We start from the raw sequence: 15,416 nt of genomic DNA, 5'->3' as shown, positions 1-15,416 counted from the left end.
CCGATGACCGGGCGATTTCGTTCTTCTGTGACCACAATTTCCACCGACGCCGCATGGCGCGTACCGCCAAGAACCTTGCGCGGGCGGCTGCTGTTCATCCTGTCCGTCGGTCTCGTTTTTGCTCATGGCGGTCTGGCGGTCGGCCTCTACAACGAGGTGCGGCACCCAGCCCAGCCGAACGGGGCCGAACAACAAGTGTTTGCCGTACCGACCGAACTTGCAGCGCTCGACGATCGGCAGACGCCGCTGCAGGTCATACGGGAAGAGGCAAGCGCTGATGGGGCGGGGATGCTGGAGAGCAGCGGCTCAGATGCTGTTTCGCCTCCCCCGCCCGAGATTTTGCCCCCTCGGAAGATTCTCGTAGCCGGTAAGACAGAACGCCAGACCATGGGACCGGCGATGACTATGATTGCAAGTCATGTTGTCTTCCTGCTGATGTCTGCAGGCATGTTTGCCTACGCCGTCAGAAAGTCGATTTTGCCGCTGACCCAAATCACTGCGGCAGTGGAGGCGCTTGATCCAAATCGCCCGGGCGAACCGTTGAAAGAGGGCGGCCCTCTTGAGGTTGCCGCGGTGGCGAAAGCCTTCAACGCCATGCGACACCGAATCTCGCAACAGTTGGACGAGCGCATACAGGTTCTGTCGGCATTCTCCCACGACATGCAGACCCCGATTACCCGCATGCGACTGCGCGCTGAATTGGCAAGCGATTTTCCGGAAAAGGAAAAGCTCCTCAGAGATCTGGATGAGACTGAGCGGCTGGTCCGCGAAGGCATTGCCTATGCCAGGAATGCGCATGCGAATGAAGAGGGCTTCGCACTTGTCGATTTCCGCTCATTCATCGAATGCCTCGTGCTTGATTATCAAGACACTGGCCGGACTGTTTCCATCGCCAATTCCGTTACCGGTCCGATCGTGACCAAGCCGCGGGCCTTGAGACGAAGCCTTTCGAACTTCATTGATAACGCGCTAAAATTCGCGGGAGCCGCCGAGGTCAGCGCCATCCGCTCACATCGCGATGAGATCATAATTACCGTATTGGACCGGGGGCCGGGGATCGCCGACGAACTGCTGGAGGCTGTCAAGAAGCCTTTCGTGCGGGGCGGCCAGATCGCCAGCGAGGGAATTCCCGGCAGCGGTCTCGGTCTGGCGATCGCCCAACAGTTAGCCGCGACGTTCGGAGCAAGCCTCAATTTGCGAAACAGGCCGGACGGCGGCCTGATCGCAGAACTGGTGATAGCGCCAGCTGTCGACTGTTAGGAGCCCCAAACGGCTGGCAATGCGAAGGGCTGTCTTGAGAGCGCGACGCGTGTTTTCGTCGGTTTGATTGTTCGGGTCGAGCCGTGAAATCTCATTTCATCATGCATTGCCGGCGATGGGCGCAAGCAATGTTCTTCCGCGCGTGAGGGAGCATCTGCCAGAGAGGCGACGCTACCCAGCGCGGCACAGCCGACAACAAACAGCGCCCTCAATGCTCTCTCAGAACCGCTGGGCGATCGATCTAAAGGCTCTGTGCCAGGCGCCGGTAGGACCGCGCGTAGAGCGCGTTTCCGAAGTTGCGAAGCACCAGATTTCGGACAATATCTGCCGCGCCTCTCAACTTGTCGCGCGCATGACATTGCTGCTGGACCCATTCGACACGCCCCTTTCGCCGCTTGTAGAATTCCTCCAGGGCTTGCGCGACTTGACCATTCTGAGCCAGGCAGGCGGCAAGCACGATCGCATCCTCAAGCGCCATCGCCGCGCCTTGAGCCATGCTCGGCGAAGAGGCATGCGCAGCGTCGCCGACCAGCACAAGCCCCTGATCAATGAAACGACCGGCTGGAATCTCTTCAAGTCTTGCAGTGTGGGCAGTGACCTTATCGTCGAGAGCAGCGATGATCGAGCCCAGCGGATCGCCAAAGTCGGCAAAGCGTGCCCGGAGAACGCCAATCGATCCATCGCCGAACTGTTCCACCGGACAGTCGGCATAGATATAGAGCTCGGAGCGGCTCAAAGGTATGGCAAGGAGCGTCCGTCCTTTTCCCAGCATAGCCGTCCAGGCGTCCACCTGATTGTGGTTTTCGACCACCAAGCGCCAGCAAGACATGCTGAGGGGGCGCGGTGTCCTCCCGCCAAAACCGAATTCTCGCACGGCCGAGCGAATTCCGTCAGCGCCAATGACGAGGTCGTATTCGTCGATGCTGCCATCGCTGAAGTGCACTTCTCTGATGCCATCCCGCAATCGGGCCGCGGTGACGGAGATACCGTAGGACACTTTCGTCGTGCTGATCGACGCCTGGAGCGCATCAATTAGCTTGTGCCGCGGCAGTGCGAGGCAGGGACCGCAGTCGCCCCAGACCGTCTGGGTGGCGACATCATTGATGACGACACCGCGTGACGTCAAAATTCTCTGTGCCTCGATTGGAAAGGCGACATCAAAGACGTCCCCCAGTACCCCAAGCATTGCCAGGGCGCGTGATGCATTGCCCAAGAGGAAGATGCCCTGACCGGTCGTGGGGGAGATACTGCGCCGCTCGACGATGTCGACCTCAAATCCTTTCAGCTCGAGCGCTCTTGCCGTAGCAAGTCCGGCAATGCCGGCCCCGACGATCAGAATCTTCATGACTGGGTTCCCATTGTCGCGCGGCCAGAATGACCACTTTGCAATACGCCTAGGTTAGGATGAAATGTTGCGCCGTCGCTTCAAAAACCTGCCTTGGTATTTCATCTGTAGCAAATTGCCGCGTTCGGCACAGATTCGAGGGGATTTGGCTGTCGGACGAAGGGAATTGGCCTTCGGATAGTACGGTTCTTTCATCTGTAACCGAATTTCACTTTTCCCGCAGGTACCATCGACGTTAGGAGCCTATACGCTCCATCAAGGCCCAATTGGCGTCGCATCGAAATTGACCCGCTCAGAACAAACCGAAGCCGACACGCAATGGAATCGGCATTCGACCCGTCCCTCGAGGCGCCGAGACGTGTTTCGGATGCTTTGTCTTGCGTCCGCTGGCGGGGCTCTGGAATTCTATGACTTTGTAATTTTTGTCTTCCTTGCCGAGTCGATCAGCGTGCTGTTCTTCCCGCCTGATATGCCGACATGGCTGGCGATGATACAAACTTACGGCATATTCGCCTCCGGCTACATTTTCCGGCCTCTCGGAGGAATAGTGCTTGCCCATTTCGGCGACATGTTTGGCCGCAAGCGTGTCTTTGCATTCTCAATTCTGTTGATGGCCGGCGCAACGCTCGCGGTCGGGCTTTTGCCGACCTATCAGAGCGCCGGGATTGCCGCGCCCTTATTGCTCGTCGTCCTCCGCATATTTCAGGGTATTGCGATCGGCGGGGAAGTGCCCGGCGCCTGGACATTTGCGGCCGAACACGTTTCCTCGCGTCGTGTGGGCTTTGCATGCGGCCTGGTGTGCGCCGGGCTCGGGGTTGGGATTTTCCTGGGCGCATCCCTTACGGCACTGACGACGATGATTCTGCCGCCTGCCGACATGTTGAGTTACGGGTGGCGGTTGCCTTTCATTCTCGGTGGTGTCTTCGGCCTCATCGGGATGCGGCTTCGCCGCATGTTGCATGAAACGCCGGTGTTTGTGGCTCTAAGAGCAAAAAAACAACTCGTTCCCGAACTGCCTCTCGCCGTGGTCGTGAAGACCTATCGGCGGAGCATCGTTATTTCTGGCCTTTGCACCTGGATCCTGTCGGCTAGTGTCGTGATGCTGACGCTGATGGTCCCAACGATCCTGGAGGGATCTCACCATGTCGACCATCAAGTTGCGCTGATCGCGACAACGATAAGCGCGATGTCCCTCGTGGTCGGGGTGGTTTCAGGCGGACTGCTTTTCGATCGGATCGGCGCGGCGCGGTTCTTCATGGTCGGAGGCCTTTTTTTGGCCATCGGCGGCTTTGCTTTTTACAATATTTCTACGCCAGCCCCGGCCCAGGTCTTTCTTTCGAGCGCCATCATCGGCTTTTCCGGCCTTAGTGCCGTTGGAGCAGCCGTTGTCATGGTCTCATGCTTTCCGCCCCCGGTCCGTTTTTCGGGCGTATCTTTCTCCTACAATGTTTCCTACGCATTTTTTGGTGGCCTGACACCGGTAACGCTCGCCACGTTCTTGACGATCTCGTCGCTTTCGCATGTGTTTTACCTGCTCTTCGTCAGCGCGCTCACGATGGGCCTGGGTGTTTACTTCTTGGTTCGGCCCGAGGCCTTGACCGACCGGCAGCAAGTCTCGAGCGCTCAAAGGTAAAATACCTTACCGGAAACCTGGCCGGCTATCGGGGGACCTCGGGGCGCGGTTGCTTGTTCCCAATCAATTCGAACAGCGTAGCAGCAAGGCGGTTGGAACTGATGGGTTTTCGCAACATTGATATGTCGGCAAAGACGCGATGATCGGCACCGGCATGCTCCGGCTCAACGATAAACACCGTGGTGGTCTGCCCGAATTCGCCGGCGATATGTCGCAGGTCCGGCATGACTTGCCATAAATCGAGATCGAGAAGGATCAGGTCGGGCGCGCGCGCGCTTTCCGACACCCAGTCCTTGAGCGCTGAGAGGCTCTCAAAGCCGACAGGTTCATATCCGAGCGCGGCAATCTTTTCCTCGTACATCAGACGCAGATTGTGATCGCGCTGGCCAAGCAGAACCATTTCGCCATTGCCAAGCGGAACCGTCCTCTCATTGAAAAATTGTTCCAAAGGAACGGGTGCTGCAGCGCTCACCGGGAAATAGAGATTGAAGGTCGTGCCTTCGCCCTGCCGACTTTCCACGTCGATCCTGCCGTCCATCGCAGTGACAAGGCCGTGAACAGCGGCCAGACCAAGGCCGGTTCCGCCTCGATTCACACGGGTCGTGAAGAAAGGCTCGAAGATGTACGGGAAAAGGCCGGGTGCGATACCGGTTCCATTGTCTGTCAAGCCGACAAGGACATAGCGCCCGGCGGTGATATTGCCATGCGAAAGGGCAATGTCGGTAGAAAACTCTGCCATCTGCGCCGAAAGTTGAATTCTTCCATTTTCGCCCGTCGCCTGCGCGGCGTTCGTACAGAGGTTCATGATGACCTGCTGAAGCTCGATCGGATTGCCAGCGACCGCCGGCATGTTCGGCGCGATAGTGCTCGATAGCTGGATAGTGTCCGGAATCGACATTTTCACGAGCGGCACGATGTCGTCGATGGCCTCCTTGACGTCGAAGGGCCTGCTTACCCGCTCGCGCTTCCGGCTGAAAGTGAGAATTTGATCGACAACGTGCTTCGCGCGCAGGCCGCTCGAGACAATCTCCTGAATATATTGGCGCGTGCGTGATGGTGCCTGGTTGAGCTCCAGCGCCATTTCCCCATAACCCATTATCGCGCTAAGCGCGTTGTTGAATTCGTGAGCAATGCCGCCGGCGAGCGTTCCGACTGCTTCCAACCTTTGCGCATGCTCAAGGCGCCCCTCCAGCTCCTGCCTTTCCTTGCGCTCGCGCTTTCCCCTCAAACTATGTGAGAGTGCGACGATTGCTTGCCCGAGCAATCTTATTTCGTCGCTACCCGGTTTCTTGCGAATTTCGGCATGTTCGAGGAAGAGCAATCCGACTTTTCCGGCGTCTATGCTCGTCGCAACGACTGAACCGGCACTCAGCGAACCTTCGGGAAGTGCCTGCATCTCCGAGCGCTGCAGATTTTGGTAAAAGAAGCGATCCCAGTGAAGCTTCTCCGCCATGGTCGAAGCCGATATCTGGTCCGAAAAACGGGCGGTAAGACCGGCCAAGGTAGGCGCCTCCACATTTCCGAAACTCTCAACAACCGATCGAGAACTCGTGTCCACGACGACGAAAGCATATCGGCTTGCATCAAAAAACTCCGCCACGATGACAAGCGAGTCCATGACAGCATTCGCGACCGAGTCGAAATCATCGCTGAAACGCTGCTTGATATCCGCTATCAGATTTTCGAGATCGAGTTGCTGGGTCAAACGATTGGTCTGACTGCGCAATCGGTACACGAGGATCGCGAGGTAGATGCACAGCAGAACGGAGATCGAGCCCAGCAGGATCCTGCTCCAGGCCGAGCGAACGCTGATGACGCCGAAGGCATCGAGATAATGCTTCTGCAGGAGTTGCGCCTCGACGGGYGTTTGCGATGCCTGGATCGAGGCGATCGTGCCATCGACCGCCGGCAGCGTCGCGAGGATCATGCGGGCATGCGCGACATAGGTTCTGACTTCGGCGACGTTTGCGGCATCGGAGCGAAGTATGGCGCCAAGTTGGTCCTGGATCGAACGAGCCAGCCGCTCGCCGGGATCGGCTTCAAAGCGCATCATCATATTGCCGAGATCGTTCGACCGCCCCAGCGCCTGTTGGATTGCCGGATCAGTGCTGGCATGCAGTTCGCTGAGCAACTGGTTTGCTATCGTAAGAGAGTTCTGCAGGATCGCGTTGTCCGTTTTGAAACGCTCGACCAATGCTTCGTCCCGGTCGATCGACTGGGCGAGCGCAGTCAGTTCCCGATCGAGGTCGGAGACGTTCTCGACACCGCTTTCCGGGAACGTCGCCCTTAGCCTGCTGAGCGCAGCATGAAGGTTGACGATCGATTCGACCAACGGATCATAATTCCTGAGCAGCCCTGCTCTTGCCCGCAGCACGTCGCGCTGCAACGAAGCATGATTGACATCGATAGCCCTCAATGCCGTCAGTATCGCCTCGTGCGTGTCTCGTGACGGAACGCGTCCGATTGCCAGCAGAGCGAAGCAGAATGCACCGATGACGAGTACGGCGATACGCCATAATTCAATCGTTGCTCGACGCTGGGGCCGGCTGGAGCTTGTGTCCATTGTACTCGCCCGTAAGAGTGTTCAGGAACGCCACCAGGGACTCCACATCGCGCTGACTGAGCGTGCGCCCAAGCTGGCTGCGAGCCATGATTTCAACTGCATCCGACAGTGAAGAGACGCTGCCATTGTGGAAATAAGGTGCCGTGACGGCAACGTTGCGCAGGCTGGGGACGCGGAACACGCCTTTATCTGCATCAACTCCAGTCAGTGTGTAGCGCCCGAGATCTCCATCGTTGTCGGGATCAATTGAAGGCGGAGGAGCAAAGATCCCAAACTTCTGAAACATGTTTCCACCGACGTTCGACCCCTGGTGGCAGGATGCGCAACCAAGATCCTTGAAGAGACGGTATCCTTCCAGCTCCTTCTCCGACAGAGCGTCGAGATCACCGGCAAGGTATCTGTCAAACGGCGCGTTGGGCGTTGTCAAGGACCGCTGAAAGGTCGCGATGGCATCAAGCAGATCCTCGCGCTGCACCGGACGGCCATAAAGGCTCTGAAACTTGGCCGAATACGCCGGATTCTGGCGTAGCCGCGCGAGCAGATCCGGCCACGTCGCGGCCATGAGGTTGTCGTCGAGCAATATTCGTTCGTTCTGATCCTCGAGCGACGTGAAATCTCCTCTCCAGCCGAGCCGATAATTATTGCCGACGTTGAAAATCGTCGGCGCGTTAAACCGGTGGACGCGACCCTTGTAGCCGACCGTTCGCCTGACGTTGACGGTTCCGCCGGCGGTCAGGTCGTGGCAACTCACGCAGGCAAGCTTGTTCATGCCCGACAAGATAGGGTCAGAAAACAACAACCCGCCAAGTGCAACCTTCTCGGCATCAAGCCCTTCAGGCACAGTCAGTGGGGCAAGCGGCTCGCGGGGATTGGGATTGCGATCGATCGCGTGAACCGCTTCAACGCCAAAGGAAAGACCCAGGGCAATCACCGCAAGAACAGCCTGACGGTTTCGCCAGGTCGCCCACATGCGGAACCCGGCGCCCCGTCGAGAACCGATCACTTGGCTCGCCTGCGCGCTTCAACAACAACGTCGGCATCGAATATGTAGCCGGCGCCGCGCTCGGTACGTATCAACTTCGGCGCCGAGGCGTCGGCTTCCAGCTTGCGTCTGAGCCGCAGGATGAGAACGTCGATACTGCGATCGAAAATCTCCTCGTCATGCACCCTGCTTGCCGACAGAAGCTGCTCGCGCGACAGCACTTGGCGGGGCATATCGAGGAACGCCGTGAGCAGATTGAATTCACCGGCGGTCAGCTTGACCTCGCTTTCTTCGTTCGAGATCAATTGCCGTCTTTTGACGTTCAGGATCCACTTGTCGAAGTAATAGATCTTGCGATCCTTGCGATCGCTCGCCACCGGGTGAACGCGCAATGCTGCTCTTACACGGGCCAGAAATTCCCGAAGGCCGAAAGGTTTGGTGATGTAATCGCAGGCGCCGAGCTCCAGCCCGACCACCTTGTCGGTTTCGTCGAGCCGGTCTCCGCTGATAATGATGATCGGCGCGTCCGATTTGCCCGATAATGTCCGAACGATTTCCAGCCCATCCTCGTGGCCGAGGTTGAGATCGACAATAACGAGATCCACCGGTTCGGCTTGCAGCACCTGGCCGAGCTGATGACTGTCCTTCACGCCGGTGACACGAAAGGCGTGTTGCGAGAAATAGTCTATCAGAAGGCCACGAAGCTTACTGTCATCATCGACGACCAGAATGTGTTTCACGTTGTAACCCCCAGACACCACTCGAATGAATTCGGCCTAGCTTCGCGTATTGCTGCACGAGATTTCAAATGCATTACAGCCGGCGCGGCTTTGTTACAATTGAAACGCCGGCTGTCTGCAAGCGCCRGTGAGACTCAATTTGCACCGCCTTGACGCCAAAACCTGGAGCATCCGACGGAATCGCGGTCAACAGTGGCTCTCCATTTCCTCACAGGCGCAAGCAAAATCCGACCGGAATTGGTGCCAAAGCAAACTCTTCCTGGCGCGCCCTATTGGCCGGCTGAACGTCGAAGAATTGTGGCCCGCGCTATCGACCCCGGCAATTCCGATCGGCGGCGCCGCCGACGGAATTGCCGGTCCCATGACCCTTCAGAGCCGGGTTTCGAAGGCGGTCGGGGTCGCGACGCTGCCTGATATTTCCTTCAGCAATATCTGCGCGGCCCGCTCACCGACGACGACACAGGGTGCCATTGTGTTTCCCGTCGGAATCCGGGGGAATACCGATCCGTCGGCGATCATAAGATTGTCGATGCCGTAGACTTTGAGCTTTGCATCCACGACGGACCATTCGTCCCGCCCCATCTTTGCCGTGCAGGTCTGGTGCCAAAAGGGAACGGCGCTCTGCCTTATGAATAGGTCGAGGTCGTTCTTGTAGGCGCCTCCGGGAAAGGCCTCACATTTTGTCAGCTCCTTCAAGTGCGCCTGGGCACCGATTTCCCGGCTGAGTTCGACCGCTGCCCGTGCAGTCGCCAAGTCTCGCGGATCCGACAAAGCGTTGAGTTGCAACACGACGTCATCGCGTGGATCGGCGCTGCGTAGTCTGACCCTGCCTCGGCTGCGCGGCTGCGCCAATCCTGCGACCAGTGACCAGGCATTTTGGGGAACGGAATGCTGTTTTGCAAGTTCGGGGCTGCAGACCGGGAATTCGCCCTGGCACATCAGCACATCCGGTGAAGCGCTGCCGGAATGAACCGATGTGTAGATTGTCGCTTCGCTGCCATTGCCCCGTGCTGGCTGCGGCTCGTGATACTCAAAAATGCTCGGGAAACAAAGGTGATCCTGCAGGTTCTCGCCGACTCCGGGAAGATGCTGAACGATCGGAATTCCGAGCCGCTTCAGTTCGATCTCGTTGCCGATGCCGGATTGCATCAAAATGCGCGGCGTGTTGATCGATCCGGTGGACAGCACGATCTGCTGTGAGGCAGCGAAGCGTTGCGGTACGCCGTCGAGCAGAACATCGACGCCGACTGCTCGTCCGGATTCTGTGACGACGCGCTGCACGACTGCGCCGGTGACCAAGGTCAGATTGTCGCGACCGAACACCGGACGCAGATAGGAATCGAAGATGGTTACCCGCTCCAGCCCATCGGCTCGCACGTCCGAGATGGCACAACCACTCTTTGCCTCCATCATGTAGCCGTTGGGATTTCGGAATTCGGGGATCCCGACAGACTTTGCGGCAGCTACCAAGGCTGGCGCAATCGGATGAGGTCGCGCCGGCTGAAAAACCGCGACGGGACCGTCTTTCCCACGCGCCATGTCCGGGCTGCCGCGGTAATCCTCGATCGTGCCGTAAAGCTTCAAAATCGCTTCGTAACCCCATCCGGCATCCCCCGTTTCGCTAGCGAAGAAATCCCAATCGTGGCGATGACCTCGCGCCCAGATCATCGCATTGATGCTGGAGCTGCCACCCACGACCTTGCCCATCGACATCAGCAGCGATCTACCGCCCAGACCCGCCTGCGGTTCGGAATGGAACGCCCAATCGTGAGGGCCGCCGATATTTTCGGGCCATCGCGTGGCGGTTTCGATCGTGTCTGAATAAGTTATCCATCCGCATTCAAGCAGTAGGACGTTGAGATCTGGATTGTCGGACAGACGACGAGCAACGATCGAACCAGATGTCCCGGAACCACAAACGATGACATCGAAGGAATTGGCCAGCGTTTTCGGGATAGATGCGTCAGGCATTGTGTGTTGTCTCCGTGGAAATGGCATTTGCACCCGGCACCATGGAGGCTCCCAGCGCGAATTTTGCGCTGGTTACCTCTCGGCGCCGGTGACGGATATTGCGAAACCAGGTGTCTGCCCGGTTATCGATCAGGGGATTGCGGTTACATCTGCAAGGATATGATTGCCGGCTAAAGCCTGCGCAGCTTGCCCAACGTCACGTAGTCATCGACGAGCCGCCGTTCGGCGGCGAATGGGTGATATTCCCATCCTTCATGTCCAAATCCAACAATGGTAACCGTTGCATTGGGATATCTGTCCAGCACGCTGGCGATCACGATGATGCCGCTGCTTGGGACGACATAGGGCGCCGGGTGGTAGGACTGCAGCACGTCATCGACCCAATCATGCGTTCGTTCGTCGATGACGAAGCAGCGCTTGCCGCTTTCCAGGCAGAACGCATTGAATGCCTGCGTGCCGTCGTCGCAGAAATCGTCTAGTTCCGGGTGAAGCACCGCAATGAGGGGTTTCATCGCGGCAAATTTCCTGGGATCACGTACACACCAGATCTCCTCCGCTTGAGCGACAGCTGGATGTGATCGCCAGACGTCTGAGCCCAGCATCGATTTGGCTGGTCGACCGGTGTTGCAAACCGCAACGACGTCGGTGCGTAGGCCACTGGCGCCACTGGAACGGCAATCATTGAACCGGACAACCAGGTCCGCGGACTCGATAATCGGCGCGTAGCGGCAATCTACGGCGCCATTTCCTACGATCATAATGCGGGTCATGTAAAATTCCTCGATTGGATGGCTCCGTCCGCGAAGAGGCCGTAGCCCAATGAGGCAGCAGATCGTCGGGGCGAAGCGGGCAATGGACGGCCAACCGGTCCGTGCCGGCCTCCTGGAGAGGTCGCAAAGCTTGGTTCGGGTCATGAACGCTTCATTGCAAAATCAGAGGAAATCATTGTGTTCGTAACATCACCGTGAGCAGACCCGGAGCACGGAAATCAATTATTACGATCGTAAGACGATTGGCCTGAGAAGAAGCGTCCCTGCCCTATTCAGTTCGCTTGTCCGGAGATAGTCTGCGAGTCGGCTCCAACGCGGATCCACCCTGGAGCCGCCCCATCGCAACGAGACTGTTCGCTAGATGCCCGCCTCTCTTCGAAGCCCAGTTGGTTTTTCACGGCGACGGAAAAGACGTGGTGACATCCGCACAGACCGCTCGGCCTTGGAGAGCACGTCCCTGCCTCCACTCTGGATTGCCACAGTCGTTGCCCTGGTAATCGACCGGAAGGAGTGCTCGTTGTGAACAGTGCCTTGTGGCTGATTTGCGCAGTCGTAGCGGCGATTTTGATCCTGGCTGCTTGGGGCCGCAATCATCGCCGCGTCAGTCTCGAGCAGTGGGCGCTGGGTGGAAGGCGATTTGGGCCCGTCCTGGTCTTCCTGCTGATGGCGGGGGAAATCTACACCACCTTTACATTCCTTGGTGCAAGTGGATTTGCCTATGGCAAGGGCGGCACAGTATTCTACATCCTGACTTACACCTGCCTGGCTTTTGTCACATCCTACTGGCTGCTTCCGCCTATTTGGCGTTTTGCCAACGAGATGCGACTGGTCACGCAACCGGATTTCTTCGAGCAGAAATATGACAGCCCCGGTCTCGGTTTTCTGGTCACTGTCGTCGGCCTCGTGGCCCTCATTCCCTATCTCATCCTGCAACTCAAGGGCCTTGGTATCATCGCCGAAACCTTGTCCGGGGGCGAGATTTCGAAGTCCAGGGCAGTGATTTTAGGCGCGGCGGTGATGGCCCTGTATGTCATCGCTTCAGGGATGCGCGGTTCTGCGTGGGCAGCAGCGGTCAAAGACGTAACGATCTGGATCATTTGTGCATTTCTCGGGCTCTATCTTCCCTATCACTATTATGGGGGGATTGGACCGATGTTCGATCAGATCGAGATGGCAAGGCCCGGCTTCTTGGCGCTTCCGAATACCGGCGAAACGATCGTTTGGTATTGCAGCACCGTCGCGCTTTCGACCCTCGGCCTTTATATGTGGCCGCACACCTTCTCCTCCGTCTACACGTCCAGATCAGAGGGTGCATTTCGGCGGAACGCTGTGCTGATGCCGCTCTATTCGCTGGTTATGCTGTTTGCAATGCTCGTCGGTTTTGCGGCCGTCCTCAAGATCCCCGGATTGCAGGGCGACGAAATCGACCTGGCGCTCTTGAAGCTGTCCATTGCCACATTTGATCCCTGGTTCGTCGGCGTGATCGGGGCCGCAGGCGTGCTTACGGCACTTGTGCCGGGTTCGACCATCGTCATCGTCGGATCCACTCTGATCTCGACGAATATTCTGAGAAAGCTGGCACCCTCGATTTCTGACAGGCTGGTTACCGGTTTTACGAAGTGCTCGGTTCTACTCATGACCGCTATTGCAGTGCTTTTCACCTTGATGGGGGGAGAAAGCATCGTTGCCATCTTGATTATGGGTTACAGCATCGTGACCCAGCTCTTTCCGGCTCTTCTTGCGAGCCTCCTGCCGAAAAACCCCTTCACGAAGGAGGGGGCAGCCGCGGGAATAATCGTCGGCGTCGGCACAGTCGGCATCGTCGTCACGACTGGCTTGACGATCGCCAGCTTCTTTCCAAATGCTCCGGCGACGGTAAAGCAGATCAACACCGGTTTCATCGCACTGACTCTGAACGTGCTCGTCGCACTGCTGGTCAGCGTTGCGACTGCCCAACGACAAACGTCTTCGGCGCGCTTCAATCCATAGCTGCGAACATAGGTGTCTCGCGATGCGCTTCGTGCAGTTTCCCCAAGGCTTCGCGTGTCTTCAATCACCTTGCGATTGCCTCCGCATTACCGGACAGAATTGGGCGATAGCACCATGCTCGCCGCAATGGCGGCCGGTATCACCTCGTGCTGTCAGGCTGATATAGACGTCGATTCAAGGTCCTTTGAGCCCGCCCGTACACATTTTGATACATATCGGCGCCTGCCTGAAATTATGCGGATACAATCGCCAGCAATCGTGGCTTCAGATCATCGGTCCGAAAGGAGTCCAAATTGAAGCCCGCACTCCCTGGCATATTTGTCATTTCCGCACTTGCATTTGGCGCCGTCGCTTCCCTTTGCGCGGCGACGCAGTCAGCTCCTGAAAATGCTTCTCCGATCTACGGGGTTACCATTCCGGAAGGCTACAGAGACTGGAAGTTCATAGCGCCGGCTCAGGAAGCGCCGCCGCTTGATGAACTGCGCTCGGTGCTTGGCAACGACATCGCGGTCGACGCCTATAAGAAGGGTACGCTGCCCTTTCCGGATGGTTCGATTCTGGTCAAGCTCGCCTACAAGCGCAAGCAGTCGACGGAGTTCGCGCCTGCGACCGTTCCAGGCGCCGCGACGACTGTGCAGGTCATGGTGAAGGACTCGAAGAAATACCCTGACAGTCATGGCTGGGGTTTCGGAAGGTTCGTAAACGGCAAGCCGGTCGATATTGCCCAGCACGAAACCTGTCTTTCCTGTCATGTCAGCAACGTCGAGAACCACGACTACGTCTTCACACGATATGCGCCTTGAGCTTCCGGCCAGACAGGCGAGGCGACGCGGCGATCGTCCCGCGTGATCATTGACACGGCCCGATACGACGGGATTGCGTCGGGCGAGGCGATCATCCCGTGACGGGACCGGTTCTTCAAAAGCGACGATTTGATGTCATCACTCAGGTTGATTGACTAAGTCTGTAACGGTTTGGACGATTGCTGTAATAGCGCGGAAACGAGGTTCACCGATCCTGCCGATAGATATCAGCAGGAGGGCATATGCCCGGATTTTTCGACAAAGCCGGTTTAGGCTTACCGATATGTATAGCCGGTGCTGGCGCGATAGGGATTACGGTTGCAGCGCGCCTATCGATCGCCGGCTTTCATGTCCGGCTGGTCGCTCGGGGCGACAGCCTCGCCGCGATCAACAAGCAGGGTATTCGCTTACTGGACAGCGAAGGCGACCATCGTGCGCGCGTCGAGGTCGGCCAGGCGACGGACTTTGGCCCGCAGCGGATTTTATTTCTCTGCTCCAAGTCTCATGATCTGGTTGACCTGGCGGCCGTTCTACAGCCGCTCATTTCCGCCGAGACCATCATTGTTCCAGTCGTCAATGGCATACCCTGGTGGTATTTCGACGGCGATGAGGGTGATTGGACCGGTCAAGTCGTGAAATCGGTCGATCCCGATGGGAGACTGAAGAGACTGATACCCTCACGACAGATAATCGGCACGACCACGCTGATCACTGCCGAGCGCACGTGCCCGGGAACAGCGCGAACCGCCAACCCGCTGCAGATGACGATCGGGGAACTTGATGACCGATCCTCTGAGCGCACAAATGTCCTGGCAAGTATGCTGAACGCCGCCGGGATCAGCGCCAGGATCGCGCCTCGTATTCGAGATGCAGTTTGGACCAAGGTCGTTCGCAATCTCATTTCCAACCCGGTAACCGCCATCACGGGAGCCACATTGCGCGAAAACTTCGGCAATCACTACCTTGCAGACATCAGCCGACAGATGTTGCGGGAAGTCATTCCTGTGATCGATGCCTATGGCGCCAAGCTTGAAGTCGACCCGGATATCATCCTCGAATCCGGACGAAAGCTTGGAGATGTGAAGACCTCGATGCTGCAGGACTATGAGAAAGGGAACCAGCTGGAACTTGCATCGATTTGCGATGCCGTCATCGAACTCGCCAACCAGCGCGGGATCCGAATGCCGGTTACGGAGGCAATCACCGGCCTCGCACATTTCAGAGACACCGCTGAACGGTCACATGCCGCCTAGTCGCGGATTACATTCATCCGCTGAACGCCCGACATGCGTAGCCAACAGACCGATCCTCCGTCCGCAAGTGCTTTCCCATCCCAGAGCATTCCAGCCATTTCTCACAT

11 protein-coding genes are annotated in these 15,416 nt (G+C 57.7%); 5 read left to right on the top strand and 6 right to left on the bottom strand.

All coding sequences use genetic code 11. The annotated features are described in order from the left end of the window. The first annotated feature begins 3 nt into the window (after positions 1 to 3). Entirely contained in the window at positions 4 to 1,260 is a 1,257-nt protein-coding gene (locus tag AC1DF8_RS18030) for an ATP-binding protein (RefSeq protein WP_478154342.1), read from the top strand. Positions 1,261 to 1,501: 241 nt separating this feature from the next. On the opposite strand, the gene AC1DF8_RS18025 is transcribed toward AC1DF8_RS18030, so the two are convergent. After that, positions 1,502 to 2,605 (bottom strand): FAD-dependent oxidoreductase, encoded by a 1,104-nt coding sequence (locus tag AC1DF8_RS18025; protein WP_112969711.1) that lies wholly within the window; start codon positions 2,603 to 2,605, stop codon positions 1,502 to 1,504. 367 nt (positions 2,606 to 2,972) lie between these two features. Between AC1DF8_RS18025 and AC1DF8_RS18020 the strand changes: the two genes are divergently transcribed. Next, positions 2,973 to 4,238 carry an MFS transporter gene (locus AC1DF8_RS18020; protein ID WP_113206450.1) on the top strand — a complete coding sequence of 422 codons (1,266 nt, stop codon included), beginning with the start codon at positions 2,973 to 2,975 and terminating at the stop codon, positions 4,236 to 4,238. A 25-nt stretch (positions 4,239 to 4,263) separates the two neighbouring features. Here AC1DF8_RS18020 and AC1DF8_RS18015 read toward each other — a convergent pair whose 3' ends face one another. The 5 genes from AC1DF8_RS18015 to AC1DF8_RS17995 form a co-directional block, all read right to left on the bottom strand. Beyond that, positions 4,264 to 6,801, bottom strand: coding sequence for a two-component system VirA-like sensor kinase (locus AC1DF8_RS18015; protein ID WP_478154341.1), 2,538 nt, complete (start codon positions 6,799 to 6,801; stop codon positions 4,264 to 4,266). Next, the gene (locus tag AC1DF8_RS18010; RefSeq protein ID WP_478154340.1) at positions 6,758 to 7,771 is read right to left on the bottom strand and encodes a cytochrome-c peroxidase; all 1,014 of its coding nucleotides are present in this window, start codon (positions 7,769 to 7,771) and stop codon (positions 6,758 to 6,760) included. Before AC1DF8_RS18010 ends, AC1DF8_RS18015 begins: the two co-directional genes overlap by 44 nt. Positions 7,772 to 7,800: 29 nt before the next feature. After that, entirely contained in the window at positions 7,801 to 8,523 is a 723-nt protein-coding gene (locus tag AC1DF8_RS18005) for a response regulator (protein ID WP_018114830.1), read from the bottom strand. Between the two features lie 369 nt (positions 8,524 to 8,892). Then, positions 8,893 to 10,494, bottom strand: a complete 1,602-nt coding sequence (locus AC1DF8_RS18000) for a GMC family oxidoreductase (protein WP_478154339.1) — start codon at positions 10,492 to 10,494, stop codon at positions 8,893 to 8,895. A 170-nt stretch (positions 10,495 to 10,664) separates the two neighbouring features. Next, positions 10,665 to 11,252 (bottom strand): Urease operon accessory protein, encoded by a 588-nt coding sequence (locus AC1DF8_RS17995; RefSeq protein ID WP_113013836.1) that lies wholly within the window; start codon positions 11,250 to 11,252, stop codon positions 10,665 to 10,667. Between the two features lie 531 nt (positions 11,253 to 11,783). On the opposite strand from AC1DF8_RS17995, the gene AC1DF8_RS17990 reads away from it, so the two are divergent. The 3 genes from AC1DF8_RS17990 to AC1DF8_RS17980 all read left to right on the top strand — a co-directional run bounded on the left by AC1DF8_RS17990 (position 11,784) and on the right by AC1DF8_RS17980 (position 15,309). Beyond that, entirely contained in the window at positions 11,784 to 13,253 is a 1,470-nt protein-coding gene (locus tag AC1DF8_RS17990) for a sodium:solute symporter family protein (RefSeq protein ID WP_478154338.1), read from the top strand. 293 nt (positions 13,254 to 13,546) lie between these two features. Beyond that, a complete protein-coding gene (locus AC1DF8_RS17985) occupies positions 13,547 to 14,056 on the top strand; it encodes a cytochrome P460 family protein (RefSeq protein WP_478154337.1) in 510 nt (169 codons plus the stop codon). Positions 14,057 to 14,298: 242 nt separating this feature from the next. Then, complete coding sequence (locus AC1DF8_RS17980) at positions 14,299 to 15,309, top strand: 2-dehydropantoate 2-reductase (protein WP_113206446.1); 1,011 nt, start codon at positions 14,299 to 14,301, stop codon at positions 15,307 to 15,309. Positions 15,310 to 15,416 lie beyond the last annotated feature (107 nt).

The organism is Rhizobium sp. 05N49 (assembly GCF_056396805.1).
Note: the sequence above shows the minus strand (reverse complement) of the source record. Positions and strands in the feature narration are given on the sequence as shown.